Origin of the sequence: Mesorhizobium sp. BH1-1-5 (genome assembly GCF_020165615.1) — a bacterium.
Lineage (GTDB): Bacteria > Pseudomonadota > Alphaproteobacteria > Rhizobiales > Rhizobiaceae > Mesorhizobium.
In genome coordinates this window covers 111,141-137,554 of the sequence record NZ_JAIUIM010000019.1, presented here as the reverse complement: position 1 = coordinate 137,554, position 26,414 = coordinate 111,141, and the positions used below count along the sequence as shown (strand labels likewise).

Annotated in this window: 21 protein-coding genes and 1 tRNA gene; 13 read left to right on the top strand and 9 right to left on the bottom strand. The window is 63.7% G+C overall.

Going from position 1 to position 26,414, the window contains the following annotated elements:
* The 4 genes from LB572_RS24045 to LB572_RS24030 all read left to right on the top strand — a co-directional run.
* On the top strand, positions 1-1,380 hold a 1,380-nt coding region (locus LB572_RS24045), incomplete at its 5' end, for an autotransporter outer membrane beta-barrel domain-containing protein (RefSeq protein ID WP_224669468.1).
* Between the two features lie 70 nt (positions 1,381-1,450).
* Positions 1,451-2,002 carry an invasion associated locus B family protein gene (locus LB572_RS24040; protein WP_224669467.1) on the top strand — a complete coding sequence of 184 codons (552 nt, stop codon included), beginning with the start codon at positions 1,451-1,453 and terminating at the stop codon, positions 2,000-2,002.
* Between the two features lie 127 nt (positions 2,003-2,129).
* On the top strand, positions 2,130-4,832 hold the full coding sequence (locus LB572_RS24035) for a PAS domain S-box protein (RefSeq protein WP_224669466.1): 2,703 nt from the start codon (positions 2,130-2,132) through the stop codon (positions 4,830-4,832).
* Positions 4,807-5,304, top strand: a complete 498-nt coding sequence (locus tag LB572_RS24030) for a response regulator (protein WP_224669465.1) — start codon at positions 4,807-4,809, stop codon at positions 5,302-5,304. The genes LB572_RS24035 and LB572_RS24030 overlap by 26 nt, the downstream gene beginning before the upstream one ends.
* Positions 5,305-5,563: 259 nt before the next feature.
* On the opposite strand, the gene LB572_RS34760 is transcribed toward LB572_RS24030, so the two are convergent.
* From LB572_RS34760 to LB572_RS24015, 3 genes are all read right to left on the bottom strand, one after another.
* The gene (locus tag LB572_RS34760; RefSeq protein ID WP_140809130.1) at positions 5,564-5,776 is read right to left on the bottom strand and encodes a hypothetical protein; all 213 of its coding nucleotides are present in this window, start codon (positions 5,774-5,776) and stop codon (positions 5,564-5,566) included.
* A gap of 121 nt (positions 5,777-5,897) precedes the next feature.
* A tRNA-Gln gene (locus tag LB572_RS24020) sits at positions 5,898-5,971 on the bottom strand.
* Between the two features lie 203 nt (positions 5,972-6,174).
* The gene (locus LB572_RS24015; RefSeq protein ID WP_140804398.1) at positions 6,175-7,104 is read right to left on the bottom strand and encodes a lysylphosphatidylglycerol synthase transmembrane domain-containing protein; all 930 of its coding nucleotides are present in this window, start codon (positions 7,102-7,104) and stop codon (positions 6,175-6,177) included.
* A 264-nt stretch (positions 7,105-7,368) separates the two neighbouring features.
* Here LB572_RS24015 and LB572_RS24010 point away from each other — a divergent pair, with 264 nt between their 5' ends.
* Together LB572_RS24010 and LB572_RS24005 are read left to right on the top strand one after the other, a co-directional pair.
* Entirely contained in the window at positions 7,369-8,736 is a 1,368-nt protein-coding gene (locus LB572_RS24010) for a Ppx/GppA phosphatase family protein (RefSeq protein ID WP_224669464.1), read from the top strand.
* Positions 8,733-9,428 (top strand): RlmE family RNA methyltransferase, encoded by a 696-nt coding sequence (locus LB572_RS24005; protein WP_224669463.1) that lies wholly within the window; start codon positions 8,733-8,735, stop codon positions 9,426-9,428. Before LB572_RS24010 ends, LB572_RS24005 begins: the two co-directional genes overlap by 4 nt.
* A gap of 31 nt (positions 9,429-9,459) precedes the next feature.
* On the opposite strand, the gene LB572_RS24000 is transcribed toward LB572_RS24005, so the two are convergent.
* Positions 9,460-10,881, bottom strand: coding sequence for an MFS transporter (locus LB572_RS24000; protein WP_224669462.1), 1,422 nt, complete (start codon positions 10,879-10,881; stop codon positions 9,460-9,462).
* 296 nt (positions 10,882-11,177) lie between these two features.
* Between LB572_RS24000 and guaB the strand changes: the two genes are divergently transcribed.
* The 3 genes from guaB to LB572_RS23985 are packed head-to-tail and all read left to right on the top strand — an operon-like array spanning position 11,178 to position 13,714.
* Positions 11,178-12,680, top strand: coding sequence for an IMP dehydrogenase (gene guaB, locus LB572_RS23995; protein WP_140804406.1), 1,503 nt, complete (start codon positions 11,178-11,180; stop codon positions 12,678-12,680).
* 46 nt (positions 12,681-12,726) lie between these two features.
* Entirely contained in the window at positions 12,727-13,275 is a 549-nt protein-coding gene (locus LB572_RS23990; protein WP_224669461.1) for a hypothetical protein, read from the top strand.
* 19 nt (positions 13,276-13,294) lie between these two features.
* Positions 13,295-13,714, top strand: a complete 420-nt coding sequence (locus LB572_RS23985) for an MAPEG family protein (protein WP_140804408.1) — start codon at positions 13,295-13,297, stop codon at positions 13,712-13,714.
* 41 nt (positions 13,715-13,755) lie between these two features.
* Here LB572_RS23985 and rnd read toward each other — a convergent pair whose 3' ends face one another.
* Together rnd and LB572_RS23975 are read right to left on the bottom strand one after the other, a co-directional pair.
* Complete coding sequence (rnd, locus tag LB572_RS23980; RefSeq protein ID WP_140804410.1) at positions 13,756-14,907, bottom strand: ribonuclease D; 1,152 nt, start codon at positions 14,905-14,907, stop codon at positions 13,756-13,758.
* 188 nt (positions 14,908-15,095) lie between these two features.
* Positions 15,096-16,322, bottom strand: coding sequence for an MFS transporter (locus LB572_RS23975; protein ID WP_224669460.1), 1,227 nt, complete (start codon positions 16,320-16,322; stop codon positions 15,096-15,098).
* A 118-nt stretch (positions 16,323-16,440) separates the two neighbouring features.
* Here LB572_RS23975 and LB572_RS23970 point away from each other — a divergent pair, with 118 nt between their 5' ends.
* Together LB572_RS23970 and aspS are read left to right on the top strand one after the other, a co-directional pair.
* A complete protein-coding gene (locus LB572_RS23970) occupies positions 16,441-17,199 on the top strand; it encodes a DeoR/GlpR family DNA-binding transcription regulator (RefSeq protein ID WP_224669459.1) in 759 nt (252 codons plus the stop codon).
* A 113-nt stretch (positions 17,200-17,312) separates the two neighbouring features.
* Positions 17,313-19,109 carry an aspartate--tRNA ligase gene (aspS, locus tag LB572_RS23965; protein ID WP_224669458.1) on the top strand — a complete coding sequence of 599 codons (1,797 nt, stop codon included), beginning with the start codon at positions 17,313-17,315 and terminating at the stop codon, positions 19,107-19,109.
* Between the two features lie 94 nt (positions 19,110-19,203).
* On the opposite strand, the gene LB572_RS23960 is transcribed toward aspS, so the two are convergent.
* Positions 19,204-20,394: a hypothetical protein gene (locus LB572_RS23960; RefSeq protein ID WP_224669457.1), complete on the bottom strand. Its 1,191-nt coding sequence runs from the start codon at positions 20,392-20,394 to the stop codon at positions 19,204-19,206.
* A 416-nt stretch (positions 20,395-20,810) separates the two neighbouring features.
* Between LB572_RS23960 and parC the strand changes: the two genes are divergently transcribed.
* Together parC and LB572_RS23950 are read left to right on the top strand one after the other, a co-directional pair.
* A complete protein-coding gene (gene parC, locus LB572_RS23955; RefSeq protein ID WP_224669456.1) occupies positions 20,811-23,066 on the top strand; it encodes a DNA topoisomerase IV subunit A in 2,256 nt (751 codons plus the stop codon).
* A gap of 332 nt (positions 23,067-23,398) precedes the next feature.
* Positions 23,399-24,598 carry an AI-2E family transporter gene (locus LB572_RS23950; protein ID WP_224669455.1) on the top strand — a complete coding sequence of 400 codons (1,200 nt, stop codon included), beginning with the start codon at positions 23,399-23,401 and terminating at the stop codon, positions 24,596-24,598.
* Here LB572_RS23950 and LB572_RS23945 read toward each other — a convergent pair.
* Complete coding sequence (locus tag LB572_RS23945) at positions 24,586-25,482, bottom strand: DMT family transporter (protein ID WP_224669454.1); 897 nt, start codon at positions 25,480-25,482, stop codon at positions 24,586-24,588. The genes LB572_RS23950 and LB572_RS23945 overlap by 13 nt on opposite strands.
* A 124-nt stretch (positions 25,483-25,606) precedes the next feature.
* A complete protein-coding gene (locus tag LB572_RS23940; RefSeq protein ID WP_224669453.1) occupies positions 25,607-26,371 on the bottom strand; it encodes an arginyltransferase in 765 nt (254 codons plus the stop codon).
* Positions 26,372-26,414 lie beyond the last annotated feature (43 nt).

Here is a 26,414-nt window from a genome sequence, read left to right as displayed (position 1 = left end):
ATCGCCGCCGGCAATCCGGGCGTGCCGGGCACGCTTACCATCGCCGGCAACTACACCGGCAACGGCGGCACGCTGGAAATCGAGACGGTGCTCGGCGACGACAGCTCCGCCACCGACCGGCTGGTCGTCACCGGCAATACGTCCGGCAGCACCACGCTCAAAGTGGCCAATCTCGGGGGCGGCGGCGCGCAGACGGTGGAAGGCATCAAGATCATCGATGTTGGCGGCACCTCGGCCGGGACGTTCTCGCTTGCCGGCGACTATGTCTTCCAGGGCGACCAGGCCGTGGTCGGCGGCGCTTATGCCTACCGGCTCTACAAGAATGGCGTGAGCAGCCCCGATGACGGTGACTGGTATCTTCGCTCGGCACTGATCAACGGATCGCCGCAGCCACTCTACTCGCCGGCCGTGCCCATTTACGAGGCCTATCCCGGCGTGCTGCAAAGCCTGAACGAGCTCGGCACCCTGCAGCAGCGCGTTGGCAACCGCTCCTGGACCGGCGCCAGCCAGGGCACCGACGAGATCGGTAGCGTGCCCACCCAGAGTGCGATCTGGGCCCGCATCGAGGGGGCGCACACCAAGCAGAGGCCGGAGAGCGCGACCACGGTCTCGGACTATGACGTGACCACCTGGAAGCTGCAGTCTGGCTTCGATGGCCTTCTCTATGAGGATGCTACAGGCATCCTGCTTGGCGGCCTCACCTTCCACTATGGCACGGCCTCGTCCGACATCTCCTCGATCTATGGTGTAGGCTCCATCCAGGCCACCGGCTACGGCTTTGGCGGCTCGCTGACCTGGTATGGAGACAATGGCTTCTACACCGACGGCCAGGCTGAGGTGACCTGGTATGACAGCAATCTGAAGTCCGCCACGCTGGGCAGCGATGTCGCCAAGGGCAACAACGGCTTTGGCTATGCGCTGAGCATCGAGGCCGGCCAGAAACTCGCGTTGCAGGGCAAGTGGACGCTGACGCCGCAGGCTCAGCTCTCTTACTCCTCGGTCCGCTTCAACAGCTTCACCGATCCGTTCGGCGCGGCGGTATCGCTGAGCGGCAGCGATGTCCTCACCGGCCGCGCCGGCCTTTCGCTAGACTACGAGGATGCCTGGACGGGCGCGCAGGGCAAGGTCAGCCGCTCGCACATCTACGGCATCGCCAATCTCTACTACGACTTCCTCGACGGCAATGACGTGGATGTGTCCGGGGTTGGCTTCCACGAGCACGACCAGCCGCTCCGGGGCGGGCTCGGCCTCGGCGGCTCGCTCTCCTGGGCCGACGATCGCTACACCGTCTTCGGCGAGACCTTCGCCAAGTCGAGCCTCAAAGAGTTCGGGGACAGCCGGGCAATCGGCGCCAAGCTTGGCTTCAGCGTGAAGTGGTGAGCGGGGCCGACTGGGATCAAGATTCGGGGCGATGTGTCCCGGACGAACGCCTGATGAAGATAGGAAGAAGATGAAGCGGAAGAATTTGGGTAGGAGCCTCCTGCTGGTGGCAACCGCGCTGCTGATCATGGGCTTTGCCATCTCGGCGTTTGCAGACGAGACCGCCTTGCCGGGCGGAGCGACGTCGCTCCGAGAAGGACATGGCGACTGGACAGTGGCTTGCAACGCCACGACGCAAAGCGGTGCGGCGGGCAAAGCGTGCTCGCTCTCCCAGGAGCAGGCTGACGGACAGTCGCGGCAGCGCATCCTGGCGGTTGAGCTTCGGCCCAATGGGGACGTACTTCAGGGAACGCTCGTGCTGCCATTTGGCCTCGCACTCGATCAGGGAGTGACGCTGCAGATCGACGACGGTGTCGTGGTTCCGCCGCTCCGCTTCCGTACCTGCCTCCCTGGCGGCTGCATCGTCGATCTCAGCTTCGACATCGACACCGTGGCGGCCCTGCGTAAGGGGACCAGCCTCAAGGTCAAGGTGGTCGCCGATGGCGGCAAGGAGACGAATCTGGCGCTTTCGCTGAAAGGGTTCCCGAGCGCGCTCGATAGGACGACCGCGTTGCTGCAATAGCCATTCTCGCCAGGACCGCTGCTCCTGCGCTTCGGCCTCCTTACACATCGCGGATGTGAGAAGTGCAAACCGTTGGAACCTCCTGTCTAGTCGAGCGTTAGGCCGGCTCCAGGGGTTTTAGTATTTCATGGAACAACGAGCTTTGCCCTCCAGCATTTCTGGCGCGCGATCCTTCGAGGGTAACAGCGAGGTCGAAGGAGACCGCGCGGTTCTACCTCCCGGCAGTGAGCTGGAGGATTTCTTCGAGAATGCAGCCGTCGGGCTCCACATCGTCAGCAATGACGGCACCATATTGCGTGCCAATCGAGCCGAACTGGACCTGCTCGGCTATGCCCCGGACGAATACATAGGCCGCAATATCCGGGAAGTTCACGCCGATCCCGCCACGATTGACGACATCTTGGATCGCCTTTCTCGGCGCGAGCACCTCCAGCATTATCGCGCCAGGTTGCGCGCCAGGGACGGCTCCATCCGTTGGGTGGAGATTAGCTCCAATGCCCGTTCCGCTGGCGGACGGATGATCAACACGCGTTGCGTCACCATCGATGTGACCGAAAAGGTCAAAGCGGACGAGCTGCTGCGCGAGCAGGAGCAGAGGCTTGCCCTAACCTATGACAGCGCTGGCGTCGGAATAGTTGAGGCTGACGCTGAAGGCCGGCTGCTGCGGGTCAACGGGCATTTGTGCCATTTGTTGGGCTACACGCAGGAGGAGTTGATAGGTCGACCGGTTTTTGATTGGACCTATCCTGCCGACGTCGAGGTCGATCGCGCGAAATATCGCCAACAGGTCGCCGGCAAGATCAAGAGCTACGCGATCGAGAAGCGGTTCGTGCGCAAGAACGGGTCGATGTTCTGGGCGGTCGTAACGTCTTCCAGCGTTCTCGACGCCAGCGGGCAGTTCCGCTACGCGGTAAGGGTCCAGCACGACGTCTCCGAGCGGAAAGAGATTGAGGCGATACTCGCCCGACGGGCCGAGGAGCAGGCTGCGTTGCATCAGTTGACGGAAATGCTCCAGCACGCCCTGACCCCTGAAGGCGTCTATGAGGCGGCCCTCGACGCAATTCAGCGCGGGCTGAGATGTCAACGTGCTTCTATTCTGCTGTTGGACGGCGGTAGCATGAAGTTCGTCGCCTGGCGGGGCCTGTCGGATGCATATCGAGCCGCCGTCGAAGGCCATTCGCCCTGGTCCGCGGCAGACCGCGATCCGCAGCCTATTTCCATGAGAGACGTGGAACACGCCGAACTCCCCGACAGCTTGAAACAGGCAATCCGGGCAGAAGGGATTAGCGCAGTCTGCTTCATCCCGATAACTGAAGGCGGGCGTCTGCTGGGCAAATTCATGGCCTATTTCGACGAGCCGCACGATTGCACGGCAGAACAGCTGGACGTCGCCCAGACAATCGCGCGCCAGCTCCGCTTCGGCCTTGAGCGAGTCAGAACTCAGAAGGCGGCCCAGCGGCTGGCGGCGATCGTGGAGTCCTCACATGACGCCATCGTGAGCAAGGATCTGAATGGCATCGTCTCGACCTGGAACGGCAGCGCCGAACGCTTGTTCGGCTATACGGCCGCGGAGATGGTCGGCAAGCCGATCGCCACCATTATCCCCGAGGATCGCCTGGGCGAGGAGCCTCTGATCCTAGGGCGCATCCGCAATGGCGAACTCGTGGATCACTTCGAGACGGTCCGCCGCCGCAAGGACGGAACGCTGGTGGATATTTCTCTCACCATATCGCCCGTGCGGGATGCATCAGGCCGCATCATCGGGGCTTCCAAGATCGCCCGGGATATAAGCGACAAAAAGATTGCGGAAGCGAGGATACAAGACAGCGAGCGCCAGCTTAGAGACCTGCTCGCCGCCATTCCTGCCGCGATCTACACCACGGATCGTGATGGCAAGATCACTTACTTCAATGAAGCGGCGGTGCAACTGGCGGGCCGAACGCCTGTGATTGGCACCGACGAATGGTGCGTGACGTGGAAGCTCTTCTGGCCGGATGGAACGCCGCTGCCCCATGACCAGTGTCCGATGGCTGTTTCCCTGCGCGAAGGTCGGCCCATCCGGGGGTACGAAGCCGTGGCCGAACGGCCGGACGGCACCCGGGTTCCCTTCATTCCCTACCCCACGCCGATACGCGATGCTTCTGGCAACATCACCGGCGCTATAAACATGCTGGTCGATGTGAGCGAGCGCAAGCAAGCCGAAACCCAGCAGCGGATCTTGCTCGACGAGCTCAATCATCGTGTGAAGAACAATATGATGATGCTGAAGTCCCTGCTTTCGGTAGCGGCAAGGACGAGCAATAGTTCGGAGGCCCGGACCGTTCTGGACGAGGCGAGCAGGCGGGTGGCGGCCATGGCTGCCGCTCAGCGTGTCCTCTATGGCACGCCTGATGCCGTCAATTTTGGAGCCGAGCCTTTCCTGGGAGCGGTTTGCGAGACGGCAAAACAGATGTTCCCTCCAGCCGTTCAGTTGGTCTGTGACGCCGAACCAATCGACCTGCCAAACGACATCGCAATGCCGCTGGCGCTTATCATCAACGAGCTTCTGATCAACGCTGCGAAGTATGGTTTGCCCGCAGATGGGCAAGGAACCATACGCGTGTCGATCGGACGAAGCGGCGAAGACATTAGCTTGGTGGTCGAGGATGAGGGCCCGGGCTTCGAACTCAGTTCAGTGCGATCGTCTTCGTCGGGTCTGCGACTTGTCGAAGGCCTGGTGCGGCAGATCGGCGGGACGTTCGAAGTCAGCCGGCACCCGTCCAGATGCACCGTGACCTTTTGCCAGATGCCCCAGGAGACTGGCCTTGCGACCAAAAACAGCAATACCTGAGCTAAGCCGTGCGGGGGCCATCAATCCATCCTTCAAGCCTCAGCTGGTCTTCTCCCGCGATGATCTGAGCGGAGGACAGGCTGCCGGCACTCGGAGCCAGCTGATCCTGGTCGTCGAAGACGATTATCTGATCGCGCTGGACATAGAGGCCGGACTGCTAGCGGAGGGCTTTTCCCTAGCGGGCCTCGCGACCAGCGCCGATCAGGCGATAAGCATGGCGATCTCGACCAAGCCGGCCCTTGCCCTGATGGACATCCGCTTGCTTGGCAAGCGGGACGGCGTCGATGCGGCCCTGGAGTTGTATCGAGAGCTGGGTATCCGGTGCATCTTTACGACTGCACATGGCGATCGCGACGTGCGGCTCCGAGCGGAAGCGGCCAAGCCGCTCGGCTGGGTGCAGAAGCCATACTCGATAGCGACCCTGATTACCGCAATCCGAAATGGCTTCGACGAGATCGAAAAGCAGCGCTGAAAGATGGGGAGCGACGACGGTGGACCGCTCCCGGTGCCAATGATGGGAGCTGGCCTAGTCTGCCGAATCCTGTGTCACTCCAGAGCGGACCCGGCTCTTAGACTCCTGAATTGTGATTCGCGGAACTGCCTCTGACCTCCCAACGACGCTGACCGAAAAAGCACAGTGAGGCTAAATGCTAAACGTCCGCTTTTCGCCATTTCACCGTCTGATCCGCCGTTCCGGTTTAGGCCCCAATCGAGACAGTTGACGCCTTAAACTAGGCCGCAGCGCAGGCTGCTCGGTGCAGTGCGGGCCGAGCCACGCTGTTTTGGGGCTTTGCTCCGCCCGTCGTTGGCCACGTGGCGCTACGTTGCTGTCCGTTTCGCTCTTCATCCCGTTCCGCACCGAACGCCTGGTTCCCCTTCGCGGCCCACAGGTCTCGCGCATGCTCGCGTTCATGGCTCTGCAGCTTGGCGGCAATCCATAGCATCGCTCCGTAAGGCGAGGTTCACGCCATCTTCAGGCAACCGTTTGATCTACTTGCGGAAACGGTCGCAGCCGGAGCAGCGATAGGCGCACAGCGGAGAGCTTTATCGACAGGGAGTCCAGTTTGGCTGGGGAACCTGGATTCGAACCAGGACTAACGGAGTCAGAGTCCGTGGGTCTACCGTTAACCTATTCCCCAGCAGGCGCGGCTGGTGCCGTGCGAAGCGGGCGGCTGTGTGCCGCGAGCGCTGCCTTGTAGCCGCCATCCGAAAATAGTCAAGCCCGCAGCTGAGTTCAACCGCAGCCTTTTTGAGCCTTTGTCCTATGCATGTCGTTCTCCCAAAACCGCTCCGCGCTTTTGGGCGACGCGCATTGGCTCTGCCGCCACGCTCACGGAAGGCTTCAGCTCTCGCGGCTGTATTGCGAATGCTCGAAATAGAGCACCACGCCAAGGCCGACCAAAAGCGGAATGATGAGATAGAACAGTCGGAACACCAGAAGCGCCGCGAGCACGCCGACCGGGTCCATGTCCGAGAGGCCGGTTAGGAAGACGACCTCGAACACGCCGAGCGCGCCTGGCGCATGCGACAGGAGCCCGATCGAGAACGACACCATGAACACGCCGAGCACGACGAAATAGCCGGGATTGCCGGCCTCGGGCAGGGCAAAATAGATGATCGCGGCGGCCCCCAGCAGTTCGACCGGCCCGATCAGCAATTGCCGCGCGACGATCGGCAGCGCCGGGTAGTGCAGTTGGAAGGAGCCGACCTTCAGCGGCCTCAGCCCCAGCCAGCTGCCGAAGGCATAGGCGCCGACGAGGATGAGCATGGCGAGCCCGGCGGCAAAGGCGGCGCCGTGATGCGGCGCACCCGTGAAGCGATCGATGATCTGGGGTTCCAGCAGGAGCACGAGCCCGCCGAGAAAAACGCTGGACAGGATGAAGGTGAACCAGCAGATCGCCACCAGCACGCCGACCTCCTGGCCGGTCAGCCCTCGCGTGGCATAGGCGCGGTAGCGGATCACCGCGCCGGAAAACACTGACCCGCCGATATTGTGCGACACAGCGTAAGTGGTGAAAGAGCATAGCGTGACGAACAGCCACGACACCTTCTTGCCGATATGCAGCAGCGCGATGTGGTCGTAGCCGGCGAGCGAGGCATAGGCGACGACCGAGCTCAGCGCCGCAAGCATCCAGTGGCGTGGCGGGATGGCGGCGATGCCGATCCAGACATCGTTGAGCGAAATGCCGCGCAGTTCGTGGATGAGCAGCCACAGCGAGAACGCCACGGCCGCGATGCCTATGACCGGCCAGAAATAGCGCCTCCAATTCATGGCGTCGTCATCATGCGTTGCAGCTCATTGATTGATGTGCCCAAAACCCTTCGAACCTTCATTTGAGACATGCCTGATTGAAGCCGGCTATTCAACCGGCAAGACATTGCCCCAACGTGACGCCGGCAAAATGTGACGTTATCGAAATTCGGCCTCGCGCTCTTGGTGATTGTGGGCGGCACTGCTAGTCTGTCGCCAACTTGAAACAAATCGAGGTGCCTGCTGCGTCCGTTTCCGGTTCGCGCGGCGCCGGAAGGAACTGAAGTGGAAGACCACGATACCGGCGCGGGCGCGCCGGCAGTGGGCATGTCCGGGGCATCGTCGACGCAGTCGGCGGGCTCGCAGACGGCGCGATTCAGCCGCCACGCCGGTGCGCATCAAAGACATGCCGACCCCAGACATGCCAGCCAGAGGCCGACTGGCGCAAGTCAGGCCGACCAGCATGGCGATCCGCCGAAAGGCAAGACGCGCAAGCGCCGCAAGCGCAGGCGCGGCCGCAAGGTGTTCGCGCGCGACGAGAACGGCGCGGTGCCGCATGTCGCGCCTGCCAGCGTGGTGGCAAGCCAACCACTTCAGAGCGCGCCCTCGGAGCTTGAGCCAAGGCCGCCGCTCCAGTCTCCGCGACGTCCGCCGCAACAGGAACTGCCCGTTTTCGCCGCGCTCGACCTCGGCACCAACAACTGCCGGCTGTTGGTCGCGGTGCCTGGCCGGCACGGCCAGTTCCGCGTCATCGACGCTTTCTCGCGCATTGTCCGGCTGGGCGAGGGGCTGACGGCCAGCGGCCGGCTCAGCCAGGCCGCGATGGACCGCGCCGTCGAGGCGCTGAAGATCTGCGGCGAGAAGCTGCGCAACCGCAAGATCAGGAAGGCCAGGCTGATCGCCACCGAAGCTTGTCGCTCGGCCGCCAACGGTGTCGAGTTTTTGGAGAGGGTCGAGCGCGAGGCCGAGCTGAAGCTCGAGATCATCGACCGCCAGACCGAGGCCCGCCTTGCCGTTTCCGGCTGCGGCTCGCTGGTCGAGCGCGACACGCAAGGCGTGGTGCTGTTCGACATTGGCGGCGGCTCGTCGGAGATCGCCCTGATCGACCTGACTGGACGGCGTTCGCCGCGTCTGGCCAACCACATCGTCTCCTGGACGTCGCTTCCCGTTGGCGTCGTGTCGCTCGCCGAACGCTTCGGCGGTCGCACGGTGACGCGCGAGACCTTTGCCGCCATGGTCGACGATGTGGCCGCGCGGCTGAAGGCCTTCGATGGCCGCGACCGGCTCGCGCATGTGCTGGCCAGCCCCAACTTCCATTTGCTTGGCACGTCCGGCACGGTGACGACGCTCGCCGGCGTGCATCTCGATCTCGAGCGCTATGACCGCCGCCGCGTCGATGGTCTCTGGATGGACCGCGACAGCGTCGATCGCATGATCGAGCGGCTGATCGGCTGGGATTTCCAGCAGCGTTGCGCCAACCCCTGCATCGGCGCCGACCGCGCCGACCTCGTGCTGGCCGGCTGCGCCATCCTGGAAGCGATCCGCGGCGTTTGGCCCTCCGAGCGGCTGCGCGTCGCCGACCGCGGCCTGCGCGAGGGGATCCTGAGCGAACTGATGGCCGATGACGGCGTCTGGCGTGGCGGCCGATCATGAGCAAGAAGCCTGAGAAGCCAGGTTCGGGAAGCATTCGCGTGCTGAAGACCCGGATCAAGAAGAAGAGCGGTCTGAAGGAATCCTCGCGCCGCTGGCTCGAGCGCCATATGAACGATCCTTATGTGCAGCGCTCCAAGGCGGACGGATATCGCTCCCGCGCGGCCTACAAGCTGATCGAGATCGACGACAAGCATCATCTCCTGAAGCCCGGCATGAAAGTGATCGACCTTGGCGCCGCGCCCGGCGGCTGGTGCCAGGTGGCGGCCGCACGGACGAAGTCGACGGCGGAAAATCCGCATGTCGTCGGCATCGACTATCTCGAAATGGACGCGGTTCCGGGCGCCGTCATCCTGCAGATGGATTTCCTCGATCCGGATGCGCCGCAAAAACTTGCCGAGGCGCTCGGCGGCCAGCCCGATGTGGTGCTGTCCGATATGGCCGCGCCGACCACCGGCCACCGCCGCACCGATCATCTGCGCACCATGCATCTGTGCGAAGTCGCGGCCGATTTCGCGCTGCATGTGCTCAAGCCCGGCGGGCATTTCCTCGCCAAGACGTTTCAGGGCGGCGCCGAAAACGAACTATTGTCGCGGCTGAAGCAGAATTTCCGCTCGGTCCATCATGTGAAGCCGCCGGCTTCGCGGGACGAGTCGGTGGAGCTTTATCTGCTGGCGAAGGAGTTCAAGGGGTAGCGCCTTCCCCTTGTGGGAGAAGGTGGAGCGCTTACTTCCCCGCGGTCCCCACCGTCTCCAGCCTCTTCGGCGTGGTCAGTCGGCCGTGGCCGGAGACGGCGTTGCCGGCGTCCGGCGCCAGCCGCATGAAAGTGATCGATGCTACCGCCGAGACTGCCGCCACGATGAAGAAGGCGATGTGGAAGTCCCTCAAGGTCAGCGGTCCGCCATGGATCGAGGTCGACACTTCGAGGATGCCGCCGGCTAGCGCCACGCCGAGCGCGATCGACAATTGCTGGAACACCGCCGTGATCGGCGTCGCCTTGCTGGTGTCGGCCGGCGTGATCTCGGCGTAGGAGAGGGCATTGACGCCGGTGAAGAACATCGAGCGGATGAAGCCGCCGACCAAGAGTATCGCCAGCATCAGCGCATAGGGCGTCTGCGGCGTGAACAGGCCGTAGATGGCGATCGACGCGGCCGCGATAAGCGAACCCCAGATCAGCACGCGGCGGAAGCCGGCAAGCCGGAAGATCAGTGCGGTCACGAACTTCATGCCGATGGCGCCGATCGCCGAAACGAAGGTGATCATGCCGGACTGGAACGGCGTCAGCCCGAAGCCGATCTGGAACATCAGCGGCAACAGGAACGGCACCGCGCCGATGCCGACGCGAAACAGCGAGCCGCCGAGCACGGAGGATCGAAAAACCTGGTTGCGGAACAGCTCCAGCGCCAGCAGCGGGTTCCTGGCGCGGCGGGCATGGAGGAGATAGAGCGCGCCTGAGACCACGCCGACGGCGACGGTGATGAAGCCGGCCATCGGCGGCAGCGCCGGCAGGCTGACCACGGAAAGGCCAAAGACGACGCCGGAGGCGGCAAGCCCCGAGAGCACGAAGCCGGGGAAATCGAGCGGCGGCGTCTGGGCGGGCTCCGTCCTGGGCAGATAGCGGGTGGCGAGCCACATGCCGATCAGGCCGATCGGCACGTTGATCAGAAAAATCCAGTGCCAGGTGAAATAGGTGGTGATGAAGCCGCCGATCGGCGGGCCGACCAGCGGCCCGACCAGCGCCGGCACGGTCAGCCAGGACATTGCCGCGACCAGTTCGCTCTTCGGCGTGGCACGCACCAGCACCAGGCGGCCGACCGGCGTCATCATCGCCCCGCCCATGCCTTGCAGGAAGCGCGACACCACGAAAGCCGGCAGCGAATTGGAAAGCGCGCAGGCGATAGAGCCGGCGATGAAGACGCCGATCGCGGCGCGGAACACGTTCTTGGCCCCGAACCGGTCCGCCATCCAGCCGCTGATCGGAATAAAGATCGCCAGCGACACCAGATAGGACGTCAGCGCCAGCTTCAGCGCGATCGGGCTGGTATGGATGTCGATCGCGATCGCCGGCAGCGACGTCGCTATCACGGTCGAATCCATGTTTTCCATGAAAAGTGCGACCGCCAGGATGAGCGGAATGATGCGGTTCAAGGGAAACGCCCTGATTTGTCTTCGCGATTCTAGGCCCGGCTTGGGGGCGAACCGGTGCGACCGGGCGGTTATCACGCCTCGGCCCGGATGTCGCATTAAATTGCTGTCACTTTTCAGCGACCGCAACCGCTGGTAGGTGGAAAATAGCCGGGCGCAAGACTTTGTCATTGGCGCAACGATCGGCTTTTCAACCGCGACAGGACGTGTTACCAGCCAGCGCCAATCCTGAAAGGGAAGATGAGAGTCGGCGCTGGCCAATCGGCCCAGCGCCTTTTCCGCATTCAAAAGGACTGGCCATGGCAAAAATCATCGAAACGTCCACCGGCGCGCTGGCGCTGACCTTCGACGACGTGCTTTTGCAGCCCGGCCATTCCGAAATCATGCCGGGCGAAACCGACATCCGCACCCGCATTGCCGGCGATATCGATCTCAACGTGCCGATCCTGTCGGCCGCCATGGACACCGTCACCGAGGCGCGGCTGGCAATCGCGATGGCCCAGGCCGGCGGCATCGGGGTCATCCATCGCAATCTGACGCCGGCCGAGCAGGCCGAGCAGGTCCGGCAGGTGAAGAAATTCGAATCCGGCATGGTGGTGAACCCGGTCACCATCGGTCCGGACGCAACGCTCGCCGACGCGCTGGCGTTGATGCGCGGCAATGGCATTTCCGGCATTCCGGTGGTCGAGAATGGCGGCACCGGCGGCCACACCGCCGGCCGGCTCGTCGGCATCCTCACCAACCGCGACGTGCGCTTCGCTTCCGATCCGTCGCAGAAGGTCTATGAGCTGATGACGCGTGAGAACCTGATCACGGTCAAGGAGAATGTCGACCAGGACGAGGCCAAGCGCCTGCTCCACAAGCACCGCATCGAGAAGCTGGTGGTGGTCGACAGGAAGGGCAATTGCGTCGGCCTGATCACGGTCAAGGACATCGAGAAGTCGCAGCTCAACCCCCATGCCACCAAGGACGCGCAGGGTCGGCTGCGCGCCGCCGCGGCCACCAGTGTCGGCGATGACGGCTTCGAGCGCGCCGAGCGCCTGATCGACGCCGGCGTCGACCTTCTGGTCATCGACACCGCGCACGGCCATTCGCAGCGCGTGCTCGACGCGGTGGCGCGGGCAAAGAAGCTGTCGAACTCCGTGCGTATCCTGGCCGGCAATGTCGCCACCGCCGACGGCACAAAGGCGCTGATCGACGCCGGCGCCGACGCCGTCAAGGTCGGCATCGGCCCAGGCTCGATCTGCACGACCAGAATCGTCGCCGGTGTCGGCGTGCCACAGCTGTCGGCGATCATGTCGGCGGTCGAGACGGCCAGCAAGGCCGGCGTGAGCGTCATTGCCGACGGCGGCATCAAATATTCGGGCGATCTGGCCAAGGCGCTCGCCGCCGGCGCAAGTGCGGCCATGATCGGCTCGCTGCTCGCTGGCACCGACGAGAGCCCGGGTGAGGTCTATCTGCACCAGGGCCGCTCCTTCAAGGCGTATCGCGGCATGGGTTCGGTCGGCGCCATGGCGCGCGGCTCGGCCGATCGCTACTTCCAGGCCGAGGTCCGCGACACGCTGAAACTGGTTCCGGAGGGCATCGAAGGGCAGGTTCCCTATAAAGGACCTGTGGCTGGCGTGCTGCACCAGCTTGCAGGCGGCCTGAAAGCCGCTATGGGTTATGTGGGTGGACGTGACCTTGCAGATTTCCGCGAGCGCGCCACCTTTGTGCGCATATCCAACGCCGGACTTCGTGAAAGCCACGCCCATGACGTCACGATCACCCGCGAAAGCCCCAATTACCCGGGCGGAATTTGATCGGGAGGCCGATCAGTCCGACCGCAAGGGGGGACTGCGGCGTGATTTGAGCGTGGCGGTGCTGCGGCTGTCGCGGCATGCGCCGGCGCTCTCCATCGCCTCGATCGCGCTTTTCCTCGTCATGACGGCGCTGGAGTTTCTCTATTTTCAGCGCTTGAGCGGCGGTCTGGCTTCGCTCGACATGCGCGTCGCCGGCTTCACGCCCGATGAAGGCATGGCGTGGCTCACAGCGCTCGGCCGTCGCGGCGGCGAGATCATCATCGTCTGGCACTACCTGACCTTCGACCTTTTGTTCCCGGCGCTGCTGTCGCTGACGCTGGTCAGCCTCATCCTTGCTTTCGGGCGGCGGCTCAGCACCTTCCGCGCCATGCCGGCGCAACTGCAGGCATTGTTCTCGCTGGTGCTGGTGCTCCCTTATGCGGTCGCCGACTACGCCCAGAATTTTGCCCTGGCGCGGCTGCTCTCCGATTTCCAGCTGGCCAACCCCGATTCGCTGGCCTTCGCCTCTTCGCTGACCGTCACCAAATTCGCGCTGTTGGCGATCCCGGTCTTCGTCGTCGCGTTCTTCGCGCTGGCCGGGCAACGCCGGCGCTGACGGAGGGAGGGGCGCAAGTATGCACCAGACTGCCATCTTCTGGCCGATGCTGGCGCATGTGCTTCTGGTCTATATCGTCTATCTGGTGATGCTGAAGCGGCGCTATCTCGCCGTGAAGTCGGGCGAAGCCAAGATCAGCCAGTACAAGGTCCGCTCGACCGAGCCGCCCTCGAGCGTTACCGTCGCCAACAATCTGATCAACCAGTTCGAGCTGCCGGTACTCTTTCACGTGCTGTGCCTGGCGCTGTTTGTCACCAATGGCGTGAACTATCTGACGCTGGCGTTGATGTGGCTGTTCATAGTCACGCGCTATGTGCACGCCTGGGTGCACCTCGACAGAAACTATGTGCTGCACCGCAGCCGCGCCTTCTTTCTTGGCGCGGGCATACTTCTCATCGCCTGGATCTGGTTCGCGCTGCACCTGCTGGGCGCGGTCTGAGGCGCTCTTTCCCTTCTCCCTTGTGAGAGAAGGGAAAGGCGCTACAGGTCGAACACCGCGATCCTGCGCTTGTCGAACTTGATGCCGATCTCGCCGCGCACCAGCCTCAGCGCCTGCTCGCCGAAGACGGCGCGCCGCCAGCCTTGCAGCGCCGCCACGTCGGCCTCGTCGCCCTCGGCCGCTATACGGTCGATGTCGTCGCTGGAGGCCAGCACCTTGGTGGCGACGCCTTCCTTCTCGGCGACGATCCTGAGCAGCACCTTGAGCAGTTCCGCCGCAGCGCTCGATCCTTCCGGAGGCTGCACGCTTTTCGGCAGTTTCGGCATCGCGTCCTTGGGCAGCGCAAGGGCGGCGTTGACCGCGCCGAGCAGCGCGGTTGCCGTCGCCGAGCGTTCCCAGCCTTTCGGCGTGGTGCGCAGCTTGCCGAGCGCCGCCGCGTCGCGCGGCGCCTGCTGCGCGATCTCGTAGATGGCATCATCCTTGAGCACGCGGCCGCGCGGCACGTCGCGCTCGCGCGCCTCGCGCTCGCGCCAGGCGGCCACCGCCTGCACGATCGCCAGCTCCTGCGGCTTGCGCAGCCGCATCTTCAGCCGCTTCCAGGCATCCTCGGGATGCGGATCGTAGGTTTCGCGCGAGGTCAGCACATCCATCTCTTCGTTCAGCCAATGGCCGCGGTCCTCGCGTTTCAGCTCGGCGCTGAGATGCTGGTAGACCTTGATGAGATGAGTGACGTCGGCAAGCGCGTATTCGAGCTGCTTGTCGGAGAGCGGCCGGTGCCGCCAGTCGGTGAAGCGCGAGGACTTGTCCAGCCGGGCTCCGGTGACCTTCTGGACGAGCTGGTCGTAGGAAACACTGTCGCCGAAGCCGCAGACCATCGCCGCCACCTGCGTGTCGAACACCGGATGCGGCACCAGATCGCCGAGATGGACGATGATTTCGATGTCCTGGCGCGCCGCGTGGAAGACCTTCAGCACCGCTTCGTTGGCCATAAGCCGGAAGAACGGCTTCAGGTCGATGCCGGGCGATAACGGATCGACAAGCGCCTCAATCCCAGGCGCGGCGATCTGGATCAGGCAGAGGATCGGCCAGAAGGTCGTCTCGCGTATGAATTCGGTATCGACGGTGACGAATTCCGACTTTTCGAACGCCGCGACAACGCTCTCGAGTTCTTCTTGTGTGGTGATGACGTGCATCAAATCGCTTTTGGCACAGTATGAGGCCTCTTTCAATTTCAGCCGCGCGCGCTTTCGTCAAGCCGCCGCGGCGTAAGCGGCGGCTCGATCGTCGGATTCTCCCGTGAGAAATCGCGCCGCATGCCTGCGCGCCAACCCGCGATGCCCCTCAAACCGTCGCGGTCCGCGCCGCTAGGCGGGCGAGTCGTTCATGCCTCATAGGCTCTCGCCGGTACCCTCTCTCCCGTCGAGCCGGATCCTGCGCCGTCCGGCATGGCGTTCGGCGACGGCCGCCGGCCGAGCGCGCCCGCTGCGGCCAAGCTGAGCACGATGAACGGTAAGCCGATGCCAAAGGCCGAGCGGATGCCCCAGTGGTCGGAGACGAAGCCGAGCAGCGGCGGACCGAGCAGGAAGGCGACGAAGGAGATCTGCGACAATGCGGCAACGTTGATCGCGGCGGAGCGGTCCGTCCTCTGGGCCGCCGCCGAAATCGCCAGCGGAAAGATGGCGCTGCAGCCAATGCCCATGAGCGCGAAGCCCAGCATGGAGACGAAGGGCAGGGGCGAGAAGAAGACGATGAAGACGCCGGCAGCCATCGTTGCCAGAAGCACGCGCGCCACGCCGCTCGGCGAGTAGCGCTCGACGAAGCTGTCGGCGAAGAAGCGCGTCGTCGCCTGCGAGAAGGCGAACAGCGCCACGGTGATCCCGGCAACGAATGGCCCCGATTCGAACACGGTGCGCATATAGATCGCCGACCAGTCCATGCTGGCGCCTTCCATCAGCATCGCCGACAGCGTCACCGCGACGAGGATCAGGATCGGCAGCGTCGGCCGGGCGAACATCGGCGCTTTGCTGCCGGACGCGGCGAAACGGGCGGGCGCCGGTTCGAAGCCGCCGAGGAACAGCGCCACCGCGACGGCCACCATCGGCACCACCAGCGCCAGATGCAGTTGCGGCGACAGGCCGAGATGCGCTAGCGCGCCGCCGAACAGCCCAGCGCCGAAGAAGCCGATGCTCCAGAACGAATGCGCCCGGTTCATGATGCGGCGCTGGAGCAGGTGCTCGGTCCTGTCGGCCTCGACATTCAAGATTATTTCGATGCTGCCGATCATCAGTCCGACCGGGAGCAGCATCAGGAACAGAGCGGTCGGGCCTTGCGCGTGCACAGCGATGGCATAGGCGGCCCCGAGCAGCGGCACCAGCCAGAGCAGCGCGCGGCGAAAGCCGACCCGCTCCAGGATAGGCGTCGCCAGCGTCAGCGCGATCAGCGTGCCGATCGGCGTCCCGATCAGGGCGAGACCGAGCGTGCCGTCCTCGATCTGCATCGCATGCTTGATGTCGGGCAGGCGCGGGAAGATGTTGCCCATGGCGAAGGAATAGACCGCGAAACCGGCATAGACACGGTGCTGCGGAGCGAGTTTCAGGCCAAAGGTCATCGCGCGGACAATCCAATAAGGAGATTTTCGGTGGGCACCTCTCGGGGCCGCCAGTCGACTCTTTCTTGCATGAACAGGCAAAACATGCAACAACGTGCACAAATAAATAGGATCGTGCATGCTCACCGAGGAACGCCATCAACTCATTCGCGACCAGCTTGCGGCGGACGGAAAGGTGCTGGCCGGCGAGCTCGCCGGCCGTTTCGGCGTGTCGGAAGACACGGTGCGCCGCGATCTGAGGGAACTTGCCAAGGCCGGGCAGCTGCGCCGCGTCTATGGCGGAGCGGTCACCTCGGCGCCCTTTGCCGCCGCGACGCTCAGCCAGCGCAGCCGTCACGCGGTCGAGGAAAAAACGCGGCTCGCCAGCGCAGCCGTTGCGCTGCTGAGCGCGGGGCAGTCGCTCTTCATCGACGGCGGCACGACCAACGAGGCGATCGCCAGGGCGATCCCGCGCGACATGGAACTGACCGTCGCCACCAATGCGCTGGGCGTGGCCTCGGCGCTGGCGGACCTTCCCCTGGTCGAGCTGATCGTGCTCGGTGGCCGCTATGTGCCCGATCTCGGCACGTGCGTCGGCGCCGACACGCTCGCCGCGGTGGCGCAGCTCGGCGCCGATCTGTTCTTTCTGGGATCCTGCGGGCTGGATGTCGCGCGCGGCGTCACCGCCTTCGATTCGGCCGAAGCCGAGGTGAAACGCGTCATGGCGAAAAACAGCGCCGGCATCGTCATTGCCGTCACCAACGACAAGCTCGCCACCGCCGCGCCGTATCGTGTGACGGGAGCGGATGCGATCCGCCACCTTGTGGTGGAAAAGACCGCGCCTGCCGCCACGCTCGCCGATTTCCAAAGCCGGGGCGCGCAAATCCATTTTGCTTGAACGGCAGAAGCGGCGCCTGTGTGACCGGTTGCCTTGACAAAGCCGGCCTCTCATGCGCTTTTCGCGCCAATTTTCGAGCCGGGCTGATGCCCGCAATTTTCCGGACTTTACCCATGACCACGCATCGTTACCGCAGCCACACCTGTGCCCAGTTGAGAAAGAGCGACGTCGGCAATTCCGTCCGCCTGTCGGGCTGGGTGCATCGCGTGCGCGACCATGGCGGCCTGCTCTTCATCGACTTGCGCGACCATTATGGTCTGACCCAGATCGTCGCCGATCCGGACTCGCCAGCCTTCAAGGTCGCCGAGACGGTGCGCGGCGAATGGGTGATCCGCGTCGACGGCGAGGTCAAGGCGCGCCTGCCGGAGACGACGAACGCCAACCTGCCGACCGGCGAGATCGAGATTTTCGCGCGCGAGATCGAAGTGCTGTCGGCCGCCAAGGAGCTGCCGCTGCCGGTCTTCGGCGAGCCGGATTATCCGGAAGACATCCGCCTGAAATACCGCTTCCTCGATCTGCGCCGCGAGACGCTGCACAAGAACATCGTCGCGCGCACCAAGATCATCGCCGAGATGCGCAAGCGCATGGGCGAGGTCGGTTTCACCGAATTTTCGACGCCGATCCTCACCGCTTCGTCGCCGGAAGGCGCGCGCGACTTCCTGGTGCCGTCGCGCATCCATCCCGGCACCTTCTACGCGCTGCCGCAGGCGCCGCAGCAGTACAAGCAGCTGATCATGGTTTCCGGCTTCGACCGCTATTTCCAGATCGCTCCCTGCTTCCGCGACGAGGATCCGCGCGCCGACCGCCTGCCGGGCGAATTCTACCAGCTCGACCTCGAGATGAGCTTCGTGGAGCAGGACGATGTGCTCTCCACCATGGAGCCGGTGCTTCGCGGCGTCTTCGAAACCTTCGCTGCCGGCAAGCCGGTGACGCAGAAGTTCCAGCGCATCCCTTATGACGTGGCCATGCGCAAATACGGCTCCGACAAACCGGACCTGCGCAACCCGATCGAGATGCAGGCGGTCTCGGATCATTTCCGCGATTCCAGCTTCAAGGTGTTCGCCAACATCCTGGCCAACGACGCCAAGGCCGAAGTGTGGGGCATTCCCGCCAAGACCGGCGGCAGCCGCGCCTTCTGCGACCGTATGAACGCCTGGGCGCAAGGCGAGGGCCAGCCGGGGCTGGGCTATATCTTCTGGCGCAAGGAAGGCGACAAGCTCGAAGGCGCCGGCCCACTGGCCAAGAACATCGGCGAGGAGCGTACCGAGGCGATCCGCCAGCAGCTCGGCCTTGCCGATGGCGACGCCGCGTTCTTCGTCGCCGGCGACCCGAAGAAGTTCGTCACTTTCGCAGGCGCCGCTCGTACGCGCGCCGGCGAGGAGCTGAATCTGGTCGACCGGGAGCGGTTCGAATTATGCTGGATCATCGACTTCCCCTTCTATGAATGGGACGAAGAGGCGAAAGCGATCGATTTCGCGCACAATCCGTTCTCGATGCCACAGGGCGGCATCGAAGCCCTGACGACCAAGGATCCGCTCGAGATCAAGGCGTTCCAGTACGACATGGTCTGCAATGGTTTCGAGATTGCCTCGGGCGGCATCCGCAACCATCTGCCGGAAACCATGGTCAAGGCGTTTGAGATTCGCGGTCTGGATCGCGCGACGGTGGAAGAGCGCTTCGGCGGCCTCTATCGCGCCTTCCAGTATGGCGCGCCGCCGCATGGCGGCATGGCGGCCGGCGTCGACCGCATCGTCATGCTGCTCGTCGGGGCAAAGAACCTGCGCGAGATCACCATGTTCCCGATGAACCAGCAGGCGTACGACCTGTTGATGAACGCGCCTTCGGAAGCGACCCCGCAGCAGCTGCGCGAGCTGTCGCTGCGCGTCGCTGTGGCCAAGAAGGAAGGCTAGGACTCAGAGCCAAGCCTTTCTCTTCGCTTGAAGAATCGGCCTCAACAAAAAAGCCCGGCATCTCTGCCGGGCTTTGTTTGAGCGGTTCGCTCGATCAGTCCTGGTTCGCCTTGACCTTGACGCCGAGCGTCTTGGGCAGGTCGAGAGGGTTGGACATGGCGCCGGCCATGATCAGCGCGAACGGCACCGACGACGGCGGTTCGGCCGAGATTTCCAGGCTCTTCGGATCGTCGAGGAAGGTGTTGACCGCCGCCGAGACCTCGGCCGTCAGCTCGGGATTGTTGAGCTGCGCCATGCCGAACGGCACGATCGCCTTGGCCTGATTGGCGATGTCCTTACCTGACATGCCCTGCTGTTTGCCCACATAGTCGAGCACCTTGCCGGTCAATGAATCGTCCTCGAAGCGCACCGAGGCGCCGTTGAAGGAAAGCTGCTGCATCAGGCCGAGCATAGCCATGCCCTGCGCCGATTTGTCGGCGCCTTCCGGCTGCGAGGCGAGCTGCTTCTGCATAGCCTGCATCGACTTGATGAAGTCGACCGTGTAGCCGCCGAGGTCGAAGGTCATGCCGAGCGTGCCGGCATTCTCGACCGAGACGTCATATTTCGTCAGCTCCATCTTGCCGTCGCTCGGCTGCCAGGTGCCGGCCATGTCGATGTTGCCCGAGATGTTCTGGTAGCCGAGCGCCTCGATCGCTTCCTTCGACTTGGGGTCGTCGACCAGCGACAGGTCGGCGGTGAATTTTTCGGTGTTGGCGGTGAAGTCCATTGCCTTGCCGTCGGCCGGCGGGGTGATCTGGACGGCAAGCCCGTCCATCGCGAACGCCGTCTTGTCGCCGACCTTGACCGTCATGTTGGAGAGTTCGGCCGACTTGTACATCATCAGCGAGCCGAGCGGGTCGGTGCCGCCTTCGGCCGGGACCTTCATGTCGTGGATGACCACCGGGCTGAGGTTGAGCGTCACGCCGTCCTTGCTGTGCTCGAAAGGCGAGGTCGAGACGGTGGCGATCTCAAAGCCGCCATTGGCTTCGCTGACCCCTTCCAGCTTCACGTCGCCGATCGTCAGCGCTTCCTTCTCGGCCGCCGGCTTGATGGAGACGCCCTGCAGCACGGCGTTCGAATCGTCGCCGGAGACGCCGGTCCAGGAAATGTCGACGCCCTGGGCGGCAAGGGCTGCCTTGATGCGCTCGGCCACCGCCGGATCGGCGGCGAAGGCCGCGTTGAGCGGCAGCGTCAGCAGAAAGGTCGAAAAGGCCAGTTTCTTAAGCGTTGAGCGTTGGATCGTCATGGGCGAGTTCCCTGTCCTGATTTGGCTATGATGAAATTGTTTTGAAGCCTGCTCCATCACCATTCCGTGACGAACGGGACGGGAAGAAGGCATTTCCCGGCACATTTGTCGAAAATGGCGATGAAAAGCAAATGCCGGTCGGCAGCCATTGCTTGATGCGGTGAATTTGTCATGAAGGCCGCGGCCCCTTCCGCCAGCGTGTTGCATGCCAGATAGTGGCCGCATGTAACGGATTGATGTTGGCCGGCATGATAGAGCCGCCACGGCCTGTTGCAGATCGGCGGCAAATTGCAGCTGCCGCGGCGCCGTTTCCGTGAAATCCTTCACATCGCCGGGGCGCGCCTATGGCCGCGGCGAAATGCGCCGATGTTCACGCGACGCTTGCCGCGAATCACCCGCTCGGCTAGTCCAAAACCATGGGAAAGAGGCTTTTGCCGCCTGATGACAATGGCGGCGGCGACAAAATCGAACCGGTCGATCTGAAGGAAGCGCTTGAGAAGCGCTACCTTGCCTATGCGTTGTCGACCATCATGCACCGAGCACTGCCGGATGTGCGCGACGGACTGAAGCCGGTCCATCGCCGCATCATGCATGCCATGCGGCTGCTCAGGCTCAACCCCGATCAGGGCTTCGCCAAATGCGCCCGCATCGTCGGCGACGTGATGGGCAAGTTCCATCCGCATGGCGACCAGTCGATCTACGACGCTCTGGTGCGTCTGGCGCAGGAATTCTCGATGCGCTACCCGCTGGTCGACGGGCAGGGCAATTTCGGCAACATCGACGGCGATAACGCTGCCGCCATGCGCTACACCGAAGCGCGCATGACCGAGGTGGCGACCGATCTGCTTGACGGCATTAACGAGGACGCGGTCGATTTCCGGCCGACCTACAATGAGGAGGACGAGGAGCCGTCCGTTCTCCCCGGCGCATTCCCGAACCTGCTCGCCAACGGCTCCTCCGGCATTGCCGTCGGCATGGCGACCTCCATCCCGCCGCATAACGCCGCCGAGCTTTGTGACGCCGCGCTCCATCTGATCGAAGATCCGGACGCGCCGGTGGCGAAGCTGATGGATTTCGTCCAGGGACCGGATTTCCCCACCGGCGGCATCATCGTCGACAGCCGCGCCTCGATCCTCGAAGCCTATGAGACGGGCCGCGGCGGTTTCCGCGTGCGTTCGAAATGGGGCCAGGAGGATCAGGGCAGGGGCACCTGGAGCATCGTCGTCACTGAGATCCCTTACAGCGTGCAGAAGGCCAGGCTGATCGAGAAGATCGCCGAGCTCCTGATGGCGCGCAAGCTGCCGTTGCTCGAGGACATCCGCGACGAGAGCGCGGAAGACATCCGCATCGTCCTGGTGCCGAAGAGCCGCACCGTCGATCCCGGCCTGCTGATGGAATCGCTGTTCAAGCTCACCGAGCTCGAAAGCCGTTTCCCGCTCAACATGAACGTGCTGTCGCGCGGCAAGGTGCCGAACGTCCTCTCGCTGAAAGGCGTGCTGAAGGAGTGGCTCGACCACCGCCGCGAGGTTCTGATCCGCCGCTCGAAATACCGGCTTGGCGAGATCGAGAAGCGGCTGGAAATCCTCGCCGGCTACCTGATCGCCTATCTCAACATCGACGAGGTCATCAGGATCATCCGCGAGGAGGATGAGCCCAAGCAGGTGATGATGGCCCGCTGGTCGCTCACCGACAACCAGGCCGAAGCCATCCTCAACATGCGCCTGCGCGCCTTGCGCAAGCTCGAAGAGATCGAGATCCGCAAGGAATTCGACGGCCTCACCGCGGAAAAGAAGCAGATCGAGGCGCTGCTGGCGTCGGACGCCAAGCAATGGTCGACGATCAAGTGGGAAGTCACCCAGGTCCGCGACAAGTTCGGCCCCGAGACCAAGCTTGGCAAGCGCCGCACCCAGTTCGCCGACGCGCCCGAGCATGATCTGACCGATATCGCGCATGCCATGATCGAGCGCGAGCCGGTCACCGTCGTGGTGTCGGAAAAGGGCTGGCTTCGCGCCATGAAGGGCCACCTGACCGACCATTCGCAGCTTGCCTTCAAGGAAGGCGACAGCCTGAAGCTCGCCTTCCATGCCCAGACCACGGACAAGATCCTGGTCTTCACCACCGGCGGCAAGTTCTACACCATCGGCGCCGACCGGCTGCCGGGGGGGCGCGGCCATGGCGAGCCGATCCGCATCATCGTCGACATGGAGAACGACCAGGACATCGTCACCGCCTTTGTCCATGATCCGAAGCGCAAGCTGCTGCTCGTTTCCTATGACGCCAACGGCTTCGTCGTCTCGGAGGAAGAGGTCGTCGCCAACACCCGCAAGGGCAAGCAGGTGATGAACGTAAAGGCGCCGGACGAGGCCAAGCGCTGTATCCCGGTGTCGGGCGACCATCTCGCCATCGTCGGCGAGAACCGCAAGATGCTGGTTTTCCCGCTCGCCGAAATCCCCGAAATGGCGCGCGGCAAGGGTGTACGGCTGCAGAAATACAAGGATGGCGGCGTGCTGGATCTGAAGACCTTCACGCTTGCAACCGGCCTCTCCTGGCAGGATTCGGCCGATCGCACCTTCGTCAAGTCGCGCGAGGAACTTGCCGAGTGGATCGGGGCGCGCGCGGCCGCCGGCCGCATGGTGCCGAAGGGTTTCCCACGGACGGGTAAGTTCGGGTAGTGAGGCTCCCCCTCTCCCCTTGTGGGGTGAGAAGCGGTCCGCCTTAGCGGACGAAAAGCCAATTGCTTGGCTTTTCGAGCTTCGAACGCCCTGAGCCTGCGAAGGGCCGGGTGGTGGCCGATCCACCCCGGCCGGGCCCCCGCTGCTCCGCAGCGTCCCGGCGTTCGCCGGCCTTTCATCGTGCCACTGGCACGATGAATTCGCTACGCGAACCGGCTGCTCACCCCGCAAGGGGAGAAGGAAAAGGCACTATTTGGACTATCGTCACGATTGCTGCACTATGATGATGCATAAGCATCCATTGAACCATCGGGCAGGGGAGAAACGCCGGGTTGAAGCGGGCCGAGATCCAGAAGCCGGGGCAGCGACTGTTCGGTCTGTCGACGCCGCTGAGGGCAGCGGTCATCCCGCCGCTGTCGGCGGCACGCTGGCTCCTGGTCCTGATCGTGGCCGCCGGCGTCTATTTCTTCCACGGTTTCCTGTTCCCGGTGCTGGCGGCGCTGGTCATCGCCTTCGCCAGCTGGCCGCTCTACCGCCGGCTGCTCGTCGCGGTCGGTGGCAACCGCACCGTCGGCGCGACTTTGGCGATCCTGTTCATCCTCACTTTCCTGGTGGTGCCGATCGCGCTTGCCGGCACCTATGCCATCAATGAGCTGCGCGAGTGGGTCACCTGGGCGATCGAGACCAATCGGCACGGCGCGGTGACCCCGCAATGGATCGCCACCATGCCGGTGGTCGGCGAGTGGCTGAACGAGCAGTGGACGGGCTATCTCGGCCATCCAGGCGGCATCGGCGAGTTGATCCAGCTGATCAGCGGCTCCAACATCGGCACCATCTATCGCGGCGCCTTGGCCGCCGGCGGCAGCGCCTTCGGCCTGTTGCTGACGCTTCTGTTCATGATGATCGCGCTGTTCTTCGCCTATCGCGACGGCGAGTCTTTCGCGGCCCAGGTCGATCGCCTCGGCGAACGCATTCTGCCGACACGCTGGGAGCGGATCTCGCGTGTCGTGCCGGCAACCATCTCCTCGACCGTGACCGGCATGACCATCATTGCCATCGGCGAGGGCCTTGTGCTGGGTATCGCCTATTGGCTGGCCGGCGTGCCGTCGCCGGTGACGCTCGGCGCTCTCACCGGCATCATGGCGCTGATCCCCGGCGGCGCGCCGCTCTCCTTCACCCTGGTGTCGATCTACCTTGCCGCCAGCGGCAAGCTGATCGCCGGCGTGGCACTGTTCATCTGGGGCACGGTCGAGCTCTTCATCGTCGACAAGACGCTGCGGCCCAAGCTCGTCGGCGGCCCGATCAAGCTGCCGTTCCTGCCGACTTTTTTCGGCCTGATCGGCGGCGTCAAGACGATGGGCTTCCTCGGCCTGTTCATCGGCCCGGTATTGATGGCGCTGCTGGTCGCCATCTGGCGCGAGTGGCTGCGCGAAGTCGAATTGATGGACGAGATTCCACCAGTGGTCGACGGGGCCGGCGCGCCGCCCCAGATCGAGGCGGCCGCCGATCCAAGGAAGATTCAGGCCGGGTGAGCCACGGCGAGCGCCGCCCGGCGCTTGCGACCCTCATGCAATTGCCACAGCGAATGCGCCACCAGCGTCACGATCAGGACCGTGCCGCCGATTAGGCTGTTGCGCGAAGGCGCCTCGGCGAAGATCAGCCAGACCCACACCGGGGCGAGCACGGTTTCCAACAGATAGAACATCGCCACCTCCGGGCCCGAAATGTATTTCGGGCCGTTGGCAAGGCAGAAGAACGAGATCGGCATGATCACGGCGCCGTTGAAGATGATCCACCACGGCGCGTTGACATGCAGCCCTTCGCCCGAAACCATGAAGACGGCGAGCCCCAGCGGTATGATGACGCCCACGAGCGCGGTGAAGCCCATATCCTTGCCGCTGGCGCGCGAAATGGTGATGGCCAGGGCGATGAAGAAGGCCGAGCACAGGGCCATGAAATCGCCGAACAGATGCCCGGTGCCGACGGAGCCGCCGACGATGACCAGCACGCCGAAGATCATCGCCAGCATGGCGATCACGGTTGCCAGCTGTGGTCTTTCCTTGAGGAAAAGCCATGACAGCAGCGCCGCGAACACGGTGTTGAAGGCCAGGATGAAGACAAGGTCGGCCGTCGAGGTGTGATAGACCGCCGTGACGAAGGTTATCCCGGTCAGGCCGTAGCAAAAAGCCACGGCAAGTCCCGACCAGCCCGGAATGAGCCGGGGCGCGTTCCTGTCGAACGATCGCCAGATGGCCCATATCACCAGCCCCGCCAGCAAGGTGGTGCCGGTGCGCAGCATCATGATCGTCCAGGGTGTGCCGTCGGCGAGCCGGATCAACGGTATATCGATGGTCAGCGTCAGGCCGCCAATGGCGGTGATCAGCAGACCTTTTTGGTGATCGGTATGGGTGGACACTTGGCAGTCTCGCAAGCAATCTTGAGGAGGCGCAAAGCGGCCATGCCGCGGTCCTTCCAGCCTGAGGGCCGAAAGACCAGCGTCCTCCTCCTTGAAACAGTTTAAGGGTGGAGCGTAGGGCGGTTCAGCGACTGACCGCTTCGTGGTCGTAGCGTTCCCAGCCTTTCGGGCCGAGATGCTCCTGCGGCATGAAGCGCATCTTATAATTCATCTTGCGCGAGCCGTTGACCCAGTAGCCGAGATAGACGTGGGGCAGGCCCATCGCCTTGGCGCGGGCGATGTGGTCGAGGATCATGAAAGTGCCGAGCGAGCGATCCTCGAAGTCGGGATTGAAGTAGGAATAGACCATCGACAGGCCATCGGCCATCTTGTCGGTGAGTGCGACGGCTATCAGTTCGCCATGGCCCTTGCCGGTTATGAACGTGTCGGGGCCGCGACGCCGGTATTCGATGATCTTGGTGTCGACATGCGTGTCTTCCACCATCATGGCATAGTCGAGCACGGTCATGTCCGACATGCCGCCGCGACGATGCCGGGCGTCGAGATAGGCGCGGAAGAGCGAGTATTGCTCGGTCGAAGGCTGCGCGTCATGCATGGCGCCGACGAGATCGGCATTGTGCTGGACGACGCGGCGCATGTTGCGGCTGGGCACGAATTCCTGCGCCAGGATGCGCACCGAAACGCAGGCGCGGCACGATTCGCAGGCCGGGCGGTAAGCGATGTTCTGCGAGCGCCGGAAGCCGCCTTGCGTCAAGAGGTCGTTCATCTCCGGCGCCTTGTCGCCGACGAGGTGCGTGAACACCTTGCGCTCGAACTGTCCCTCCAGATAGGGGCACGGCGACGGCGCGGTCAGGAAAAACTGCGGCGACTGGGTCGGATGCTGCGTCATCTAATCTTGGAAACGCTCCTGCGAATCGCCCTACCTTTGGCCC